The organism is Anabaenopsis sp. NIES-4685 (assembly GCF_059725405.1).
The window spans coordinates 4,070,540-4,089,445 of the sequence record NZ_AP043602.1 but is presented as its reverse complement, the minus strand read 5'-3'; the positions used below and the strand labels follow the sequence as shown (position 1 = coordinate 4,089,445).

Here is an 18,906-nt window from a genome sequence, read left to right as displayed (position 1 = left end):
GATCGCTGATGGGGGGGGTAAGATAAGCTCACAGGGGTAGGTTTTTAATATTAACTGTGAAGGCAGACCACCGAAGACAAGGAGGGAAAGTAGACAAGGAAGATTTTCTACAAAAAATGGTCTGTTGATCGTCAGTTTTTGTTACCAATTGTACATTATTTGTACGGTTTTCCTCCCTTGTCCAATGTCCTTCCTTGTCCCCCAAGTCTTGCCCTGATGACAATGTAAAATACCTACCCTTGTAAGCTGCCCCCTGCCCCTAGTCCGTAAGCCCAAGGTTAAAATTTAGCAGTTAATTATTTACATGGGTGGGGAATGGTGCTACAGTAGCATCAACTGGCTATTATTGCTACCAATAGCCCAAATATTCAAGAATATTAACCAAAATTTGCCTTCACAACTTCATAGCCCTGTTATGAAAAAATACCTGAAAGTACCTTTAACAGCCCTAGCTGTAGCCTTGAGTGTATCTAGCGTCTCGGTGATTAATAGCCAACCCACAGCGGCCCAAGCCCAGGGCTTTTTCTGTGGGCCAACTGGGCTACAAATGCAGATGTTGCCTACCCTGCTACCATGGTACGTCACCCTAAAGGGAATATCCCCATTATTACCTGGACTGGGAAGAGGATTAATGATACCTGGACACCCCGGAAACGATGCGAAACGGTTTCTCAACGGTTTGAAGAATTGAATCGTCAAGGAAAACTCCAAGCCCTGGAAGTGGGAAGGGTGAATAATCAACCCGTCATCTGCGGTTTAGGTCTTGGTGAACGAGGCTGCAATAGTAATAATACTTTGCTGACAGTCACCAATGGCACAGATCCCAATAGGGTGCTAGATGGGCTATTAAATACCCGTATTAATGCCTCCGGTCAAGAACTTTATCTCAAAGGCGGTGACCCCGGTAGAGTGGTAGTCAACAAGGATAGTGATGGGGTAGCCAGAGTTGACCTTGAAGCGATTTATGAGGCTCACTTGTCTGTTTTCGACTCTCACCAGCCGCAGTCAGAACGCATTTGGTAACCTAAAACTCTTAAGAGGCGCACATGAGTGGGTGGAAAAAATTCCTCACAATTCTGGTTACAGTGAGCGCCGCCATCACTCCTGGGGTGTCTGGGGTGGTGGATGCTTCACCGCCTCTCACCCCTGGGGTGAGTAATAACTATTGCCCTGGGGAAGGAGCAGTAGAGGCAGAAGCTCGGTCAATTACAGTTAAAATTATCCATCGCCCCGACAGAAATGGTAACTATCTGCCCATCGGTTCCGGGGTGTTGGTGAGTAAAGCTGGTGACACCTATGGCGTCATCACCAATCACCATGTTTTACAGGGAGGTACAGGCCCCTACTGGGTGGAAACCCCCGATGGTCTATACCACACCGTCACCGCTGTGGGGGATAAAACCCATTTCCGAGGTAAAGATTTAGCCCTGTTACAGTTTAACTCCCACAGGGGATCTTACAACCCAGCCACCAGGGCAAAAGTTGACCCCCATCCAGGTTTTGTCATGGCGGCTGGTTTCCCCCTATCTCCAGAGACCCCTGGACAAACCAGACGTAAACACCCGGCTGATGGCAACTTAGCCATTAAACCCGGTGAAATCACCGAGGTATTACCCAAACCTTTAGAGGGAGGATACCGCATTGGTTACACCAGCGATGTGCTTAAGGGTATGAGTGGTGGGCCGGTATTAAACTGTAGGGGCGAACTAGTGGGTATTAACGGCCTCCATGCCCAACCCATTTGGGGTAATCCCTATGTATTTGCCGATGGCTCCTCTGTCAACCCCAGGGAAGTGGAGGCGATTAGTCAATATAGCTGGGGTATCCCCGTCAGTGATTTTTCCTTTGCCCGGTTACCTTAAGGTGATAGATTACCCATGAGATTTACCCCAGAACTAGCAGTAATTTTAGGCGCTACCACAGCGGTAGTAGTGCATTTACAACCAGTGTTAGCTGTTAACCCAGTGGAAATACCAAGGCTGGCAACAATACAAATTTATAACATTGCCCGACAAATCACCGTCAAAATCGGTGGCTTGGATGGTAAAGGTTCTGGGGTAATGATTAATCGGCAAGGTAATGTTTATACCGTCCTGACTGCCTTTCATGTTGTGGAAAAGCCAGGGGACTATCGGGTAATTACTGGGGATGGGGAGAGCTACGAGATTGACCAAATGGAGCGCCTACGAGGATTAGATTTAGCCATCATTACTTTTACCAGCACTAAAGAGTATAGGGTGGCAGCGGTAGCAGATTCCCGGACAGTGAATAATGGTTCCCCCCTATATTATGCCGGGTTTCCCGAAAATACCAATCCCAGACAGTATACATTTACAACGGATCAACTGACATCCCGCAGTCAGGGAGAAAAGGAAGGATACGACTTAATTATGTCCGGTAAACCCCAACCGGGAGTCAGTGGGGGACCAATTTTTGACCAGCGGGGGTTTGTCATTGGCATCTATGGTAAGGGAGAACTGGGCTACGTAACCAGAGATGGGGTGCAGGGTATCCCCATAGAGAAAATCCCTGACCTCTCCCGACGGGCGCGGGTGGTTACCTGGTCAAGTTCGAGCCTAGTTAACACCCTCCCCGGACATTCAGATTCGGTCTGGTCAGTAGCCTTCAGCCCTGATGGTAAAACCTTAGCCTCTGGGAGTTTGGATAGTACCATCAAACTGTGGGATGTCGCCACGGGGAGGGCAATCGCCACCCTCACGGGACATTCAGAGTGGGTTACTTCAGTAGCCTTCAGCCCGGATGGTAAAACCTTAGCCTCTGGGAGCGGGGGTATTTTCGGAATTGATTACACCATCAAACTGTGGGATGTCGCCACGGGGCGGTCAATCGCCACCCTCACTGGACATCCATATGATGTTAGTTCAGTAGCCTTTAGCCCGGATGGTAAAACTTTAGCTTCTGGGAGTTTTGATAAAACTATCAAACTGTGGGATGTCGCCACAGGGGCGTCAATCGCCACCCTCACGGGACATTCAAATGTTGTTAGTTCAGTAGCCTTCAGCCCTGATGGTAAAACTTTAGCTTCTGGGAGTTTTGATAAAACTATCAAACTGTGGGATGTCGCCACAGGGGCGTCAATCGCCACCCTCACGGGACATTCAAATGTTGTTACTTCAGTAGCCTTCAGCCCGGATGGTAAAACCTTAGCCACTGGGAGTTGGGATAACACCATCAAACTGTGGGATGTCGCCACCCGGCGGTCAATCGCCACCCTCACCGGAAATTCATATGACGTTAGGTCAGTAGCCTTCAGCCCGGATGGTCAAACCTTAGCTTCTGGGAGTGATGATAGAACCATCAAACTGTGGGATGTAGCCACCCGGCGGTCAATCGCCACCCTCACCGGAAATTCATATGACGTTACTTCAGTAGCCTTCAGCCCGGATGGTAAAACCTTAGCCTCTGGGAGTAGGGACATCAAACTGTGGCAAGAAAGTATAGTCACCGCAGAAACTGTTACCCCGGTGAATGTGCTGGTTAATGACAGCGCCCAAAAAATCACCGTGCGCCTGGAAACAGCACCGGGTTCGGGAGTAATTATTAATCGCCGGGGTGACACCTATACGGTCCTCACGTCCCATCATCTCATAGCCCCACACCAGACTGTCACACTCACCACCCCCGACGGTCAACAACACCAGTCCGTACCTGGGTCCCTTTAGGGGAATTGGATTTAGGTCTATTGGAATTTACCAGTAAGAATAATTATGACACCGCCCTGGTGGCAGATGCCACGGCAGTCCCCACAGGAGCAACGGTATACACCGCAGGATATCCCGAACCCCGTCAGAGTAATCCTCAGGAACGGCCTTATTTTTTACATCCAGGTAAAAAGAGACCAGACCAAGAAGGCGAGTATAACCTGCAACTAGAAGGTCAAGCCCGACCGGGGTTAACCGGTGGTCCGATCCTCAATGAGTGGGGATTTGTGATTGGTATTTATGGTCAAGCGGACTTTAATGATATGTACCAGCAGGGTATTTCTCTGGAAAGGATACCCAATTTACAAACCATCGCCACTGTAGTTACCTGGCCTAATCCTACCTTAGTTAACACCCTCACGGGACATTCATCTACGGTTGATTCAGTAGCCTTTAGCCCCGATGGTAAAACCTTAGCTTCTGGGAGTTGGGATAACACCATCAAACTGTGGGATGTCACCACGGGGAGGGAAATCGCCACCCTCACCGGACATTCAGAGTGGGTTCGTTCAGTAGCATTCAGCCCGGATGGTCAAACCTTAGCCTCTGGGAGTGGGGATAACACCATCAAACTGTGGGATGTCACCACGGGGAGGGAAATCGCCACCCTCACCGGACATTCATCTTGGGTTCGTTCAGTAGCATTCAGCCCGGATGGTAAAACCTTAGCTTCTGGGAGTGGGACTATTTTCGTCGATTCCGATGACAGCATCAAACTGTGGGATGTCGCCACGGGGAGGGAAATCGCCACCCTCACGGGACATTCAAATCGGGTTAGTTCAGTAGCCTTCAGCCCGGATGGTAAAACCTTAGCTTCTGGGAGTGCGGATAACACCATCAAACTGTGGGATGTCGCCACCGGGAGGTCAATCGCCACCCTCACGGGACATTCAGATTTGGTTCATTCAGTAGCCTTCAGCCCGGATGGTCAAACTTTAGCCTCTGGGAGTGGGAGTTTTCGCGGAATTGATAACACCATCAAACTGTGGGATGTCGCCACCGGGAGGTCAATCGCCACCCTCACGGGACATTCAGGTGGGGTTGGTTCAGTAGCCTTTAGCCCCGATGGTAAAACCTTAGCCTCCGAGAGTGGGGATAAAACCATCAAATTGTGGGATGTCGCCACGGGGAGGTCAATCGCCACCCTCACGGGACATTCAGATTCGGTTAGTTCAGTAGCCTTCAGCCCGGATGGTAAAACCTTAGTCTCTGGGAGTAGGGATGACACCATCAAGATTTGGCGGGGGCGTTAATGGTTGACGGTTGACGGTTGACGGTTGACGGGTCAGGGTTTAAGAGCTACGACAATCGGGAGCCGGGGGTTTCTAACCCCCGTCTAATAGCTTAAGTCGGATAAATCCGACTGGGTGTTAGAGATAACATTATAAATATGGTTAACAATCATTGCCTAGAGTATTATATGTAAGTTAGCAGTCCACTTTTAGTGGACTTTGGCTATGAGACGCTTAATTTATTCCCCGGATGCACTGAGCAGATCGCGATCGGAAACTTACAATCTACCTTCTGTGTCAACGGACAAATCTGTGATCAAAAACCAAGCAAAGAGCATCTTGGATGCAATTGCGTTTACTCCCTTTGAGGAATGTCAACCCTTGAGTCGTGATTTTATCAACATTCCTGATAGTCCTGGGATTTACGCAATCAGACATAGATATCAGGGATTGCTTTACATTGGTAAAACCAAAAGCTTACGAGGTCGTTTTAAAGGTGGACACAAAGCTTTTTTGTGGGATTGGCTTGATCAGTATAAAAGTGAAGATGTACGAATTGCGGTGCAAATAATACCTTACTTGAAAAACCCTGCGCTACTATTAGAACTAGAGGCAATCATTTTGAGAGCAACCGAGCCTCCCTATAATGTTAAAATTCCTATGGAGTCCTAACCCATGCTGAAACTTTCGGAGCCAATTTCGTCTGCTGATGGGGAAATTATTTTAAAGCACTTACCAGATTGGATTCAGGATGCCTTAATTGCCCGCGCTGCTGAAATTGATTATCCCGTTGAGGCTATCATTGAGATGGCGATCGCTAGTTTTTTAGACACAGAAGCATTAAGTTTTGCCGACTGTAAGCCAGGGCGAGGTCAATAAATCACAGAATGTTGGTGAGGGTTGACTGTTGACTGTTGACTGGTGACTGTTGACGGTTGACGGTTGACTGGGATAGATGGGTTATCCGCGAATTACTGTGATATTTCTGCCTTGGGGACTCTGGGCTATTTCGGTGGTGGTGCGATCGCTGATGGGGGGTAAGTTGGGGCGACGGTCAAATATTACTAACCATCCTGTATCTAAATTTAATCCTGATAAATATTTATCTAACTGTACCAATCCTTGGGGTAATGGGTCGGGTTTACCCTGTTTCCATACCTTTAATTCCATCCCTAAGACTACATCCCCATAACGCAGACATATATCCATCCTCCCGGAGCCTATGGCGTATTCCCGCTCTAAGCTACCACCACCATTAACCACACGGTGTAAAAATGCCATTAATACTAAGTGGGGGGCTATTTCTGGGTAAGGGGTACTTTTAAATAACGGTTCCCCATGTTGTCGCCAAAAGTCTAAGAATGAATTTAACAATGCTACTGCATCCAGTTTGCCAGTGGGTGTTAACCAGGTGGGTTGAACAGATGTTAAAGAAGCAATTGTGACATTAGCTAAAGTTTTTGGGAATACCTCTTTATAGATAGGATTAGCAATTTCAATGCCACCACCTCTATCCCGTTTACATAAACCTAAATCTAGCACATAGCGTAAATCATCATCAGGAACATTACCTAAGTCTTCCCCGGCTAACATGGGTTGAATAATTCCTTTTACCCTATCTTCTCGCAGTCGCTCGGCTAAACTATCTAGATGGGTGTCTTGCCTTTGAATTAGTATATCTTTGGCTTGATTGATTAAATCTACTGTGATGGGGATATTCACATCTTCTGCTAAATACTCTGTAACTTGACGGGCGATCGCATTGACTAACCAAGGTTGACCCTGGGTTAAATAGTAGGCGTGGTTAATAGCTTGGGGGGTAAAGATTTGCCCCGTGGCTTGGGTATGTTGTGCGTATAGATTACTTACATCTTCTAATGTGAAATTACTTAAAGTTATAGATTCCACCTTGATATTAAAGGGGCTAGAGGTATTTAACCTATCACTACCACCAGAAGCTACCTTATAATCACGTACATCCCGCATCCCAATTAAGGCTACACATTGGGGGAAGCTCTGGGGACGGCGGGGGAAACCATCCCTTAACTGTCTTAAGACAGTAATTAAAGTTTGATTTTGCAGGGAGTCAATTTCATCAATAAACACCACCAAGGGGCGCACAGAAGTTTCCGCCCAGACAGTTAAAGCGGCATTTATCCGTTGTCCTGGTAGTGCATTTGGCCACACCGGTGGTTCTAGCTCCTTGGGTAGCCAAAATCGGGCCGCCTCTCGCCAAGCACCTAAAATTGCCTGTTCTGCTATTTCTGGCTGATCGGGAAAAGCAGAGCCTACTTCTGCTGATACCATGACAGCAGTATATTTACCACTGGCCGTTAATTCCTGTGCGAGGGTGAGCATGGCAGTGGTTTTACCAGTTTGTCTGGGTGCATGGATGACAAAGTAATTGCGCTGTTCAATCAGGCGTTTTAACTCTGGTAACCGTTGACTGGTGGGTAGGGTATAATGTATATCCGGTTGACAAGGGCCTGCGGTGTTAAACCATTTAGTCATAAAAGTTCATGTATACTCTGATTTAATTATAACTTCTATGATTGTTGACGGTTGACAGTCAACAGTCAACCGTCAACCGCGATGGTCAGGAGTTTAGTTGATAAAATGATTGACACCAAAACCAACCGCCCGATTTTTGGCGGATAATTCTGCTGCTAGTTGTAAAGCAGCTTGTCTACCAATTGCGGTTTCAAACACTGAGGAGAACACCGCATCAATATGATGCTGTTGGCAAAATTGGCGCAGACGGGAAGGGTAACCCGCTATCCCTGGTTTAATCACAAAAATCCCTGACCAACCCTGTTGAAAGCAGTATTGCAGTTGTGGGAATGTGGCCACAGACTCATCTAAGGCGATCGCAGTCTGAAAACTAGCGCTTAAGTCCAACATCGCCGCCAATTCTGGGATTGGTAATGGTTGTTCCAGAAATTCAACATGAGAAACATGGTCACAAATCCCCAACCATAGTTTAGCCTCCTCATAACTCAGTCCACCATTAGCATCTAATCGCAATTTAGCTGTAGGGGGTAAACTCCGGGTTAATAAATCAAAGATTTCCCACTCCCTAGAAAACTCACCCACGCCAATTTTCCATTTAAATGTACGGTATCCTTGATCCCACAGGGTTTTCCACTTACTTAACGCCCCCTCCCCTGCTGGTAACAATCCACTATAACGGAGAGATTGAGGGGATCTGAGTAAATTACCCATTGCTTCCCAAGCTGACTCAAAAGCAAACTGACAAGCGGGTAAAGTATCGGGAATCGAGAAAATCATCTCCCGTGTAATTATCCCTGGTAATTGGCGACAAAAATCTATAGCTTCCTCTAGAGTCTCCGAACCAAACCAACTAATAGGCGCAATTTCGCCCCAACCACAGTTACCCCCAGCATCACGCAAATGAATAATCATACCCTCACGGATACGCCAAACCCCATGATTAGTCACCAATGGTTGTAAAAACCGCCTCCTATAACAACGAAAATCAAAGTTAAAAATCTTAACCCCCCCTCAAGATAAACCCCAAACCCAACAGTAAACAACAGCAAAAATGTAAATTAACTGCAATAAACTTACAATTACTCACCTTTTCCGGGAGATGATGATTTTTTTGCACATGGTGACATAACTGTAAAGCCAAAGGTAAACTCACCCAACTAAGCATAGTCCAGAGTGGGAACACCCCCCAGACAACAAATAACAAAATCAGGGGATAAATACTACCGGTAAACCAATAGAGGACTTTTGCAGCTTTGGCGGTTCCCAAACGCACCACAGGCGATCGCTTACCTGCTGCTATGTCATCCTTAACTTGGTGAAAGTGCGAGCAAAATAAAATTAAACTGGTAGCAATGCCCACAATCACAGAAGCTGCTAAACTAGTCATAGACCAAGTTTGAGTTTGGCTATAGTATGCTGCTGTTATCGCCAAAGGTCCAAAGGCAAAAAAACAAATAATTTCCCCTAAACCTTGGTATCCTAAGCGAAAAGGTGGCCCTTGGTATGTGTAGCCCAAAGCACAGCAGACCAAGATTAAACCTATCACCGTCGGGTCTTGCTGCCAAGTAGCAATGGCGATGATTCCCAGTAAACCAGCCAATAAACACAAGTTACCTAACCAAAATATTAATAACTTTTTGCCAGTTAAGTTAACTAAAGAATGATGTTTATTTTTATCAATTCCCGTTTCCGCATCAAAAACATCATTACTAATGTTTTCCCAAGCTAAAATTAAAATTGCTGCCCCTATAAAAGTAGAAAATACTACTAAATTAAATCCTTTAGTTTCCGCAAAAGCTACTGCTGTTCCTACCCAAATGGGCATAATAGCAACAGTATACATTGGCGGTTTAATTGCCGCTATCCATAATTTAATTTGAGGATTTACAACCTGCTTTGTAGTCATCAGTCCTTATTAATGAGATTATAGTTATCTTACTCATATCTAAAATTTTACGGGTTCTGGAGACACCAGCGCCCCTCCAGGTAGTGCAAAACCATGCTGTGCTTTACTAAATACTAGTTAAGTGCCAAACTTATGGTATTTACTGTGGTTGGTTCACCCAAAACTCACAGATAACTGTTTAGCTTATGGGAACACCATCAATACAGCAAACCATACTCTGGTGAATTGGCAACTGAATATGCTACCTGTAGAAATACCACCACGTTTAATTACACTTTAGGAAGTTAACTTAAAAAAACTTTACTATTGCTAGACCCATGACAGTTTCACCATGTCGCAGCAACTTCTTTGTTACACACAAAGACCTATACCATTTTCTGGGCAAAGTTCAGGAAAATTGCCTCAAAAATAATTGTGGGCAAATTGTGAGTATTTCCCTGAATATTGACTGGGTAGATCCATTGGTTGTGTTGAATAAATTTACGCAGAAAGAGGATATAAATTTTTATATTGAGAACCAGGCTAAGGGAGAAGCGATCGCCGCCATTGATCCGGTGTTAAAACTAGAAATTGATGGCAAACAGCGTTTTCAGCAAGCTGAATATTTTATTAAATCCCGTCTCCAAGATATCAAAAATTTTGGTATAACTGAGCAGAGTTTTAGTGGTCCCCACTTTTTTTGTTATTTCAGGTTTTTTGAGTATAATCCCCAAATAGACTACCCATTTCCATCGGCGACAATTTTTTTACCACGTTGGCAAATAGCAGTTAAAAATCAACAGTGTATATTAGTTAACAATATAATTATCAATTCCAACAGGAATGTAGAAAATATCCTTGAGGATTTGCACGATAAAATCAAGCAAATTCAGTCATTAGAATCTACTGTGAATAAATGGGATCAAATACCAAATAAATTTAGCAACCAATCTGTAACTAATCCTCAAGACTTTAAAACAGCAGTAAGATCCGCAGTAGAAAAAATTCGCACCAGTGACTTAAGTAAAATTGTCCTAGCCAACGCCTTAGATGTGAAATCCAGCAACAGTTTTAATTTATTCAAATCCTTACATAATTTGCGGGAAATACATCCTAATTGTTATATTTTCTCTACCAGTAATGGCAAAGGACAAAGCTTTATTGGTGCGAGTCCAGAACGACTAATTAGTATTAATAATCAAGAATTAGTATCCGATGCTTTAGCCGGTTCTGCACCCAGAGGTACAACAGATGCAGAAGATGCAGCTAACGCCAACCGCTTACTAAATAGTATCAAAGAAAGACACGAACATTCTTTAGTGATTGATTTTATTACTCAACACCTATCACAGCTAGGTTTGTCACCCAGGGTATTAGCACCGCGACTGAGACAATTATCTAACATCCAGCATTTATGGACGCCCATTATAGCCAGAGTTCCCCCTCACGTTCACCCCTTAAGGATAGTATCCCAACTTCATCCTACCCCAGCGGTTGCCGGTGCCGGCAGAGATTTTGCCTGTGCAGAAATTCGTCGCTATGAAAACTTTGAGCGGGGTTTATATGCTGCACCTCTAGGTTGGATAGATGGTAGGGGGAATTGTGAATTTATAGTTGGGATTCGTTCAGCATTAATAGATGGCGATCGCGCCAGGCTGTATGCTGGTGCTGGTATAGTTGCTGGTTCGGATCCTGAGAAAGAATTTGCAGAAGTGCAGCTGAAACTTCAAGCCCTACTCAAAGCATTAGTATAGACATATAGCTGTTCTGGCCTTGGTTGTTAATCCTTGTGTTTATCAGCAGGGTCACCTTCAAAAGGTTGAACCCCCGTCGCTGGATAGTCATCATCTCTAGGACTAAAAATTCTGCTCACAGCTTCCGAAATATAGTTCATTGATTGCTGAGGAATATTTTTAATTGATTGAAGTATTTCCCTGACTCTTGCTGAACTAGACATAACATGATCTCCTAAAACACCGAATCAAGTAAACATTTATCTGTGTTCATCTGTAATTACCCAGATATTGATACCCACACTCACACAACAGCTTTGCTTAATTGGGCTTGCAACCCCGCCCAGGTCACACCCGCTAAACTAGGTAAAACAACATGAGCCGCACCAACTCGTTCACACGGACCTAGACCCACAGCCCACATACCAGCAGCTAGAGCTGCTTCTATACCCGCTGCTGCATCTTCAATGACTAGACATTGCTTTGGTGGGACTCCTAATTGCTCCGCTGCATATAAGAATAAGTCCGGTGCAGGTTTAGGTTGTTGTACACTATAACCATCAGCGATCGCATCGACTTGATCAGCAATTCCCAAACGCTGCACAACCATCTGGGCATTTTTGCTAGCTGAACCAATAGCGATTTTAATACCCTGTTGTCGCAACTCATCCAACAAAGCGATCGCACCTGGTAACAAATCTCTGGGTGTAATATTAGCAATCATCTCCACATAGTAGCGGTTTTTGCGCGCCAACATTGCCTGAATTTGTGACTCTGAATATTTTTTATTCTTAATGATTAACATTAAAGAAGCCCGACGGGATATACCCCGCAAAGCTTCATTAGCTCCTCGATTAAACTCTATACCCTCTTCATCTGCTAGTTTCCGCCAAGCTAAATAGTGGTATTCAGCCGTATCAGTTAAGACACCATCTAGGTCAAAAATTACCCCTTGGATGGGGGAAGAAGAGGGCGCAAATAAAATCAATCCTTTGTGACTTTCCCCCTGAGTAATTTGGGGACGTAAATTGAATTCGTGCCATTCACCCCGCCAATGCAGTTTAAACCTCAGACCAGTCCACCCCTGGGGTAAATGAGGGTTAGCCGCAGGGCGACTGTCCCTCAGTTTAATTCCACCAAAACCAAAAACCACAGCTTGCCAAATTCCGCCAGCATTAGCCCCATGAATACCATCAGCAGTGTTACCGCGGGTGTCCTCAAGATCGATCATTGCTGCTTGCATAAACCGCTCATAAGCTTCTGCCCGTTTTCCTAAATCTGAGGCTAAGATGGCATGAATTGCCGGACCTAGAGATGAACCATAGGTAATATCCGTGCGGGGTGCGTAGTAGTCCCAATTTGCTTGTAATGATTTTTGATTGTAGGGGAAATCTCCCAATTCCCGCATCATATATAACAGCATTAATACATCTGGTTGCTTGAGTACCTGCAACTTATTAGTTTTTTCGATACCCAAAATGGCCTGCATGGACTGGGTGCGTGGTTCATAGTCGTTCAGGTTAATATCTTCCAACTGGAAAAATCCCTGGAACTGCTCTATTAGTCCTGTTGAAGAGTCGTAAGGAATCCAGAGTTTAGCGGCGATCTGCTGCCATTGGCTTTTCGTTTCAGGGTTAAGTTGTAGTTGTTGGTCTAATTCCTTGGCTCTTTCCGGGAAGCTTTGATGCAGCCAGTCATTAACTATGACAGCTTTTTCTAAATGCCATTGCACTATCCGGTTAGTAAAGGTGTTATTGTGAACAAACTCGTGATACTCATCTGCTCCTATTACCCCGAGAATTTCATAGCGGTCTTGCTCAGAATTGAACTCAACCCGACTAGCCCAAAAAATGGCGGTATCTAAAATAATCTCTGCACCGCACCTTTGCATCCATTCATGATCACCAGTTGCCTGCCAATAATACCAGACAGCATAAGAAATATCTGAACTAATGTGAATTTCGTGGTCACGACACCAAATTCTGATATCATTACCGTAGAAATCACTAGGAAGCGACCAACGTGGTGTTACCTCATCCCCCGTAACAGCACTTTCCCAAGCATACATCGCCCCTTTATAACCATAATGGGATGCTTTACGTCTGGCACCATTTAAAGTGTGATAGCGGTAACTCAGTAAATTACGCCCTAGGGCTGGTTGGGTAAAGATAAAAAAGGGCAGAATAAAAATTTCTGTGTCCCAAAAGATATGACCACGGTAGCCAAATCCCGAAAGGGTTTTAGCGGGAATACTAACTTTTTCATCATGTCTGGGGGCGGCAATTAACAGCTGAAACAAATTGTAACGGATGGCAAAGGCGGCTTTACTATCCCCCTCTATGGCAACATCACTGTAGTGCCAAACCTCATCCCATGCTTGGGCGTTGGCTTGCCGCAGGGTGATATAGTCTGGTAAGTGCGCGAGTTTTTCTTGAGCTGCTGAGACTGGTTGCGAAATTTCCCGCGAGGTAAAAACTGTAACTACCTTCTCTACTGTCACTGTCTGCTGTGGTGTAGCCAGAAAGGTTGCAGTTACCGTGGGGTAGCCAGGAGCAGTATGCACTTGTAAAGCGGATTCAGTTCCTGATAATACCACCCTTGCAGCCATACCAATATCAATCCGGGAGCCGCGAGTTCTGCTGTGTAACCAGATTCCTGCTGCGGTTTTACCCTGGTCGATTGCTTCCCAGTGGTTGAAACCTTGATTTTCTGGGTAGCCGTTAATACTAGCATGAAGTTCGACTACCCCATCAAAATTTACAGGCGTTATCTGGCAGCGTTGCCCTAATACGTGCTGATCAGCTAAACTAGCAAATCGTTCAAACTCAATGTCTATGGTTTGCCCAGTGGGACTACACCAGCGTACAGAACGGCTGAGAATCCCTTGACGTAGGTCTAGTTGTCGATCGTACTGTAATATTTCTCCCTCATGGAAACGGAAGCGATCGCCATTAACATTCAGTATCAATGGTAACCAATCTGGACAATTTGCGAGTTCAGTATAAACTACAGGAACATGATCATAGACACCGTTGATAAAAGTAGCTGGTAATGCACGAATATAGCCTTCCTCAAAACTCCCCCGTGTTCCCAGGTATCCGTTACCGATGGTGAAGATGGTTTCTCTCGAATGTAACTGCTCAGGGTCAAATGCAGTTTCAATTAATATCCAATCTGTATATATGAAGTGGTTATAATCACTTTTTTTATTCATCTTCAATCCCTGTGCTAAATTCCCAATTAGGAAGCAAAACTTTTTAATTTTTAACGATGACAGAATTCTGCATATGTTGTTGTAAAATTATTTCCGCTCTGGGTTTAAAAATCAGGTGGAATAATGTTTCTATATATCTATGTTTGGCTGCATTATTTTCAGGAGCGGCAAAGTTCCAAAAGCTAAATATTTTAGCCAGCAAGAGCATTTGACTATTGTTGATTTTCCAATTATATTTATCTAGAATACGTTTGCTCATGCTTTGGGAAACTTCTCTCCAGAGTTGGGGTTGAGTATCACATTTTTCTATGAAGCTCAAAATTTGGTTTGCTGTTTCTTTTTCGTCTGTAGGGTTAATATGAAATCCATTTTGCTGCTCTTCAATAACTTCTACAGCACCACCAAATTTAGTCACAAAAGTGGGTAAACCGGAAACCATGGCTTCCAGAATGCTGCGACCAAAGGATTCAAACCGGGCAAAGTGAACATAAATTCCCTGAGCATCCGCAATGACTCGGTAGGCTTCTCCTAGCTCACGACTGGGAAGACGCATCCCTATACAGCGTATATGGCCGTGTAGCTCATATTGATTAATTATGTCATGGAGTTTTTGAATTTCCTCTGCTTCTCTGGGGTTGGTTGCTTCGGTGGGATACAGTTTACTAGTAATAAAAATCAGGTTACAATGCTCTTGTAAGGCTGGATTTTTGCCAAAACATTCCGCTAAACCTGTAAGATTTTTCACTGAGGTGATGGGGACAACATTGAGGATGGGTCGCTTATGAGGGTGGTCTAAATGACCGAGAATTTGGGGATGTTTACGAGTAAATAGTAAATCATGTACTTTGTTGGTAAATTCAACATCCCGCCTATGTTTGTGGCTATAAGGGAAAAAGACATTTTCACTGACACCGGGGGGTACCATGTTGAATTTAGGGCTAAATAAATCAATGCCATCAACTACATGATATAGCTGGGGCATGGTAAAACACTTGTATGACTCATATTGCCCTATTGTATCTGGCGTGCCGAAAATTTCTTGATAGGATGAAGTGATGATAAAGTCCGCAGCATTCATACTGATTAAGTCAGCGGTAAATTGTGCGGAAAAGTGATAATGTTCTTCTAAGTCCTGCCAATATAGATTACTAAATAAATGTTTGGGTTTTTCTAAAGTGTGGGCAATATTGCACTGAGTGACTTTCAGGCGTTGGGAAAGAAGGGAGGCTACTAAATTACCATCACTGTAGTTACCAACAATCAGATCCGGACAACCTCGAAATTGAGCTAATAGCTGTTTTTCTGCATCCACAGCAAATTGTTCTAAATAAGGCCAAATGTCATATTTAGAAATCCAATTATTAGTAATCTCAGGATTGAATTCACCAAAGGGAACTCGCAAGATCCAAGCGTTTGCAGTGTCATGAATTTTCTCTAGCCGCAAATTACATTCTGTACCTTCACAGTTATGAATAAGTCTAGTAAGAATAATTACATGGGGGTGAATTCCCAATAAGTCTAGACCTGCTAGTTTGATTTCTGTTTGTAGTTGATTTTCCAAGCTGCGGGCTTGTTCTAGGACATAAATCACTTGACCGAGTGTTTCATCTCTACCTAAAACATCCTGTTGAGCAACCCAACCATGTATGGAAATGAGAACCACGCGAAAAATAGCAGGAATGCGGGTGACAAATGCTTCTAAGATAGCGGGTTGGGGACTGCGTATAAGTTGTTCTAACAGTTCTAGGGTTTCGGATATGCGCCCAGATGTATTACCCCACCCCGGTTCAAAACCTAGTTCTTGTAGGTGAGGGCGAAAATTGGCGTAGGGTTCTTCAGGGGGTAATTGCTCCAAAAATTTTAGGGCTTGTTTAATTTGCTGCGTGAGGTGGATACCCCCGGAAATGCGATCGCTAATTAGCAGGGGTTTTTGATCATAAGTTAGTTGATATAATGCTTGAAATAACACCTCTAACCAATAATTGCTGTCAGTCAACAGTTGATCGCATAAGTAACGATTGAGAAAGGCTAATCCTTGACCAATGTTTCTGGGGTCAGTAATTCTGGTGGATTTGGGGTAAAAAGGTTGAAAGTCAATTTCTAGAATGTGGGGTTGGTAGCGGTTAACCAGGCGATCGCTGACATCTAACCATGCTTGGGGTGTCACTGGCTCAAATCTAGAGCAGTCAGCTTGCAGTCGCCAAACTTCCTGGCTAGCAATCCTGGGGCGAAGAACAAACCAAGTACCTTCCGATTCTAAAATCATCTCATGGGTATTGTGAATTAATCTGCCAACAGAAGAAGAGTAGTAAAAATAAGCTGGCTTTTGCTTCCTTTGACAGTAATCCGCAAAAATATGTAAAATCTCGTTTCTTAGGAAGTAACGTTTATTGGTAGCACTTAATTGCAAAATAAACTGACATAGAGTGATTTTTTCATCTGTGTCTAAACAAGTCACCAAACATTCATACATGAGCAACTCCAGCACAGTATCAGGTCACGACCTCAAATGTGATGCTAGAGGTACATTTCCCATATTTATATTCATAGAATAGATAGTATGAAAGCTGTTCACTTCTGGCTTCAGGATGAAACCCTAGCAATTCACTCTATACCTTCAGGTTTTAAATATGGTTACTTCCCCTGAAATCTACGTCCCATATGATTCCAATGAAGTCTTAGACAGTGGTGATAAAAAACCCTTTGCGCCCCTTTGCGCTTACCTTTGCGCCCCTTTGCGTTTAAAACTTCATTCCCACCCACTGAGTCACAGGGGACATAGCTCGCCAACCTAAAAACTTACCAATAGGTTCAGCTCTTTGAATAGAAACACGAGTGAAATTACCACCAACTTGATTATACCATTTAAATAAGGTTTGCTCCCCTTCTATGGTGACAACATTAGCTACCAACCGCCCACCGGGACGTAATGCTGTCCAACAGGTATCAAAAAGGTCTTCCGCCGTGACTCCACCGCCGATAAATATAGCATCCGGTGTAGGTAAATCTTTTAGGCTTGATGGTGCTTGACCGGGAATAATTTTGAGGTGGGGGGTTCCTAAAGCGGCGGCGTTGTCTGCAATGTACTTTAGTCTACCAGGATTCTGTTCAATGGCGATCGCCTGACATCGGGAATTAGTACGCATCCATTCAATGGAAATTGAACCGCAACCCGCGCCGACATCCCATAATAGTTCTCCGGGAGTGGGGGCTAATTTTGCCAAGGTAACCGCCCTGACTTCTCGCTTAGTTAATTGTCCATCGTGATGATAGGCATGATCTGGTAATCCTGGTAATCTGGGTAAGGGTATTACCCCAGGATCGGCAATACAATTAACTGCGATCGCATTGAGAGGGGCAATTTCTGTTTCACTCCAAGATGCGGCTGTACCTTGTACAATTCTTTCCTGAATACCACCCAGATGTTCTAGAACAGTAATTTTACTACCACCATAACCGCGATTTGTCAAGATTTCGGCAACAATTGCCGGTGTGTCTTTTCCGGCGCTCAAAATTAACAGTTGCGCCTGGGGATAAATGTAAGACTGGAGAAGAGACGCTGGACGACCGCACAAACTCAAGGTTTCTGTTTCGGTTAAAGACCATCCTAGTTTGGCACAAACGAGGCTGAAGGTAGAAGGCGCAGGGATGATGGTGATTTCTTCTAGGGGGAATTGTCGGGTAAGGGTGACACCGATACCGTAACATAAGGGGTCACCGCTGGCTAATACACAGATTAATTGACCCCGACGGCGGATAATTTCTTCTATTGAGGTGGTAATGGGTGATGTCCAGGTTATCTTCTCTCCTCGGTACACTCCCGGTAACATGGCCAAATGGCGATCGCCCCCTATAATCACCTCAGCTTGGTCAATCAGGGAACGTGCGATCGCACTTAAACCCTGTAACCCATCTTCACCAATACCAACAATCGATAGCCATTTACCTGTCATAGAAGCTGATAATAATTTCACTAGATGTGGTAGTTTTTCCGCTCCAAAATTGCGGAATTTTCCAACTTTTATGAGTGTGTTATAATCAATGTGCATTACAAGTTTTACACAAGTAATATATGGTAATATATATTTACTTGACTTGGTTAAATTTCATAATTAGGTTGATTATTAGTTGAAAATTAAAGCGTTGGATGTCAAAGCAGGCGATCGCATTATTGCCTACTGTAAGAATAAGATGCAGGTTTGCAAGGTGAAGCGCATCTTGGATCCTGGTTCCACTAATATCACACTATTGGTGTTTACATCTGAGCATTATCGTGGATGCTTAGTTTCCTGTGTAGTGCGGTTCCAGCCTGACACCTTAGTTGATTTAGTTAATTTTGCGTAATTACCCTAAGTCATTATCATAGGGTTAATGGAGGTTGTAAATACACTATCCAGATATACTCAGTACGATATTTAAGTGAATATTAAAAAAAATGCAGCATCCGGTGGGCTGAATACCTGATCATGTTAGATTAGTAAGGAAATAGGTTGGGAAACTCCGGTGTAATTCCGGGACTGTGCCGCAGCTGTAATGGTAAGACCAAAGCAGAATGTTCAGTTTTTTTACTTGCCAAGTCAGAATGCCAACCGTAACAGTGTCATCAAGA

Annotated in this window: 17 protein-coding genes and 1 riboswitch; of the genes, 10 read left to right on the top strand and 7 right to left on the bottom strand. The window is 44.3% G+C overall.

Features of this window, described 5'->3' with window-relative positions:
- Window positions 1-304: 304 nt before the first annotated feature.
- From AC6IZ0_RS17655 to AC6IZ0_RS17625, 7 genes are all read left to right on the top strand, one after another.
- Window positions 305-691, top strand: a complete 387-nt coding sequence (locus tag AC6IZ0_RS17655; RefSeq protein WP_497726121.1) for a hypothetical protein — start codon at window positions 305-307, stop codon at window positions 689-691.
- The gene (locus AC6IZ0_RS17650) at window positions 574-1,023 is read left to right on the top strand and encodes a COP23 domain-containing protein (protein WP_497724150.1); all 450 of its coding nucleotides are present in this window, start codon (window positions 574-576) and stop codon (window positions 1,021-1,023) included. The genes AC6IZ0_RS17655 and AC6IZ0_RS17650 overlap by 118 nt, the downstream gene beginning before the upstream one ends.
- Window positions 1,024-1,046: 23 nt before the next feature.
- A complete protein-coding gene (locus tag AC6IZ0_RS17645; RefSeq protein WP_497724148.1) occupies window positions 1,047-1,862 on the top strand; it encodes a S1 family peptidase in 816 nt (271 codons plus the stop codon).
- A gap of 15 nt (window positions 1,863-1,877) precedes the next feature.
- On the top strand, window positions 1,878-3,683 hold the full coding sequence (locus tag AC6IZ0_RS17640; RefSeq protein ID WP_497724146.1) for a trypsin-like peptidase domain-containing protein: 1,806 nt from the start codon (window positions 1,878-1,880) through the stop codon (window positions 3,681-3,683).
- Window positions 3,684-3,688: 5 nt separating this feature from the next.
- The gene (locus AC6IZ0_RS17635) at window positions 3,689-4,975 is read left to right on the top strand and encodes a WD40 domain-containing protein (RefSeq protein WP_497724145.1); all 1,287 of its coding nucleotides are present in this window, start codon (window positions 3,689-3,691) and stop codon (window positions 4,973-4,975) included.
- A 204-nt stretch (window positions 4,976-5,179) separates the two neighbouring features.
- On the top strand, window positions 5,180-5,626 hold the full coding sequence (locus tag AC6IZ0_RS17630; RefSeq protein WP_497724143.1) for a GIY-YIG nuclease family protein: 447 nt from the start codon (window positions 5,180-5,182) through the stop codon (window positions 5,624-5,626).
- Between the two features lie 3 nt (window positions 5,627-5,629).
- A complete protein-coding gene (locus tag AC6IZ0_RS17625; protein WP_497724142.1) occupies window positions 5,630-5,833 on the top strand; it encodes a hypothetical protein in 204 nt (67 codons plus the stop codon).
- A gap of 81 nt (window positions 5,834-5,914) precedes the next feature.
- Here the strand turns inward: AC6IZ0_RS17625 and AC6IZ0_RS17620 are convergent, their stop codons facing one another.
- The 3 genes from AC6IZ0_RS17620 to menA all read right to left on the bottom strand — a co-directional run bounded on the left by AC6IZ0_RS17620 (window position 5,915) and on the right by menA (window position 9,371).
- Window positions 5,915-7,465: a P-loop NTPase family protein gene (locus AC6IZ0_RS17620; RefSeq protein WP_497724140.1), complete on the bottom strand. Its 1,551-nt coding sequence runs from the start codon at window positions 7,463-7,465 to the stop codon at window positions 5,915-5,917.
- A 93-nt stretch (window positions 7,466-7,558) separates the two neighbouring features.
- Complete coding sequence (locus tag AC6IZ0_RS17615; protein ID WP_497726093.1) at window positions 7,559-8,464, bottom strand: o-succinylbenzoate synthase; 906 nt, start codon at window positions 8,462-8,464, stop codon at window positions 7,559-7,561.
- A gap of 1 nt (window position 8,465) precedes the next feature.
- Complete coding sequence (menA, locus tag AC6IZ0_RS17610; protein ID WP_497724138.1) at window positions 8,466-9,371, bottom strand: 2-carboxy-1,4-naphthoquinone phytyltransferase; 906 nt, start codon at window positions 9,369-9,371, stop codon at window positions 8,466-8,468.
- 121 nt (window positions 9,372-9,492) lie between these two features.
- On the opposite strand from menA, the gene AC6IZ0_RS17605 reads away from it, so the two are divergent.
- Both AC6IZ0_RS17605 and AC6IZ0_RS17600 read left to right on the top strand, forming a co-directional pair.
- Window positions 9,493-9,651: a hypothetical protein gene (locus AC6IZ0_RS17605; RefSeq protein WP_271734057.1), complete on the top strand. Its 159-nt coding sequence runs from the start codon at window positions 9,493-9,495 to the stop codon at window positions 9,649-9,651.
- A gap of 37 nt (window positions 9,652-9,688) precedes the next feature.
- Window positions 9,689-11,104, top strand: coding sequence for an isochorismate synthase (locus AC6IZ0_RS17600; protein ID WP_497724135.1), 1,416 nt, complete (start codon window positions 9,689-9,691; stop codon window positions 11,102-11,104).
- 26 nt (window positions 11,105-11,130) lie between these two features.
- Here the strand turns inward: AC6IZ0_RS17600 and AC6IZ0_RS17595 are convergent, their stop codons facing one another.
- From AC6IZ0_RS17595 to cbiE, 4 genes are all read right to left on the bottom strand, one after another.
- Window positions 11,131-11,307: a hypothetical protein gene (locus AC6IZ0_RS17595; RefSeq protein ID WP_271763056.1), complete on the bottom strand. Its 177-nt coding sequence runs from the start codon at window positions 11,305-11,307 to the stop codon at window positions 11,131-11,133.
- An 80-nt stretch (window positions 11,308-11,387) separates the two neighbouring features.
- Window positions 11,388-14,297 carry a beta-phosphoglucomutase gene (pgmB, locus tag AC6IZ0_RS17590; protein ID WP_497724133.1) on the bottom strand — a complete coding sequence of 970 codons (2,910 nt, stop codon included), beginning with the start codon at window positions 14,295-14,297 and terminating at the stop codon, window positions 11,388-11,390.
- 43 nt (window positions 14,298-14,340) lie between these two features.
- Window positions 14,341-16,770: a sucrose synthase gene (locus AC6IZ0_RS17585; RefSeq protein WP_497724130.1), complete on the bottom strand. Its 2,430-nt coding sequence runs from the start codon at window positions 16,768-16,770 to the stop codon at window positions 14,341-14,343.
- A gap of 268 nt (window positions 16,771-17,038) precedes the next feature.
- Window positions 17,039-18,250 (bottom strand): precorrin-6y C5,15-methyltransferase (decarboxylating) subunit CbiE, encoded by a 1,212-nt coding sequence (gene cbiE, locus AC6IZ0_RS17580; RefSeq protein WP_497726092.1) that lies wholly within the window; start codon window positions 18,248-18,250, stop codon window positions 17,039-17,041.
- Window positions 18,251-18,425: 175 nt separating this feature from the next.
- Here cbiE and AC6IZ0_RS17575 point away from each other — a divergent pair, with 175 nt between their 5' ends.
- Window positions 18,426-18,641 carry a hypothetical protein gene (locus tag AC6IZ0_RS17575; protein ID WP_271734051.1) on the top strand — a complete coding sequence of 72 codons (216 nt, stop codon included), beginning with the start codon at window positions 18,426-18,428 and terminating at the stop codon, window positions 18,639-18,641.
- Between the two features lie 133 nt (window positions 18,642-18,774).
- Window positions 18,775-18,893, top strand: a riboswitch (adenosylcobalamin-variant (AdoCbl-variant) riboswitch).
- Window positions 18,894-18,906 lie beyond the last annotated feature (13 nt).

Excerpts from the sequence above, each read along its gene's own strand:
- AC6IZ0_RS17655 (WP_497726121.1), top strand. The coding sequence starts at position 305 with ATGGGTGGGGAATGGTGCTACAGTAGCATCAACTGGCTATTATTGCTA.
- AC6IZ0_RS17650 (WP_497724150.1), top strand. The coding sequence starts at position 574 with ATGGTACGTCACCCTAAAGGGAATATCCCCATTATTACCTGGACTGGG.
- AC6IZ0_RS17645 (WP_497724148.1), top strand. The coding sequence starts at position 1,047 with ATGAGTGGGTGGAAAAAATTCCTCACAATTCTGGTTACAGTGAGCGCC.
- AC6IZ0_RS17640 (WP_497724146.1), top strand. The coding sequence starts at position 1,878 with ATGAGATTTACCCCAGAACTAGCAGTAATTTTAGGCGCTACCACAGCG.
- AC6IZ0_RS17630 (WP_497724143.1), top strand. The coding sequence starts at position 5,180 with ATGAGACGCTTAATTTATTCCCCGGATGCACTGAGCAGATCGCGATCG.
- AC6IZ0_RS17625 (WP_497724142.1), top strand. The coding sequence starts at position 5,630 with ATGCTGAAACTTTCGGAGCCAATTTCGTCTGCTGATGGGGAAATTATT.
- AC6IZ0_RS17620 (WP_497724140.1), bottom strand. The coding sequence starts at position 7,465 with ATGACTAAATGGTTTAACACCGCAGGCCCTTGTCAACCGGATATACAT.
- menA (WP_497724138.1), bottom strand. The coding sequence starts at position 9,371 with ATGACTACAAAGCAGGTTGTAAATCCTCAAATTAAATTATGGATAGCG.
- AC6IZ0_RS17600 (WP_497724135.1), top strand. The coding sequence starts at position 9,689 with ATGACAGTTTCACCATGTCGCAGCAACTTCTTTGTTACACACAAAGAC.
- AC6IZ0_RS17595 (WP_271763056.1), bottom strand. The coding sequence starts at position 11,307 with ATGTCTAGTTCAGCAAGAGTCAGGGAAATACTTCAATCAATTAAAAAT.
- pgmB (WP_497724133.1), bottom strand. The coding sequence starts at position 14,297 with ATGAATAAAAAAAGTGATTATAACCACTTCATATATACAGATTGGATA.
- AC6IZ0_RS17585 (WP_497724130.1), bottom strand. The coding sequence starts at position 16,770 with ATGTATGAATGTTTGGTGACTTGTTTAGACACAGATGAAAAAATCACT.
- cbiE (WP_497726092.1), bottom strand. The coding sequence starts at position 18,250 with ATGACAGGTAAATGGCTATCGATTGTTGGTATTGGTGAAGATGGGTTA.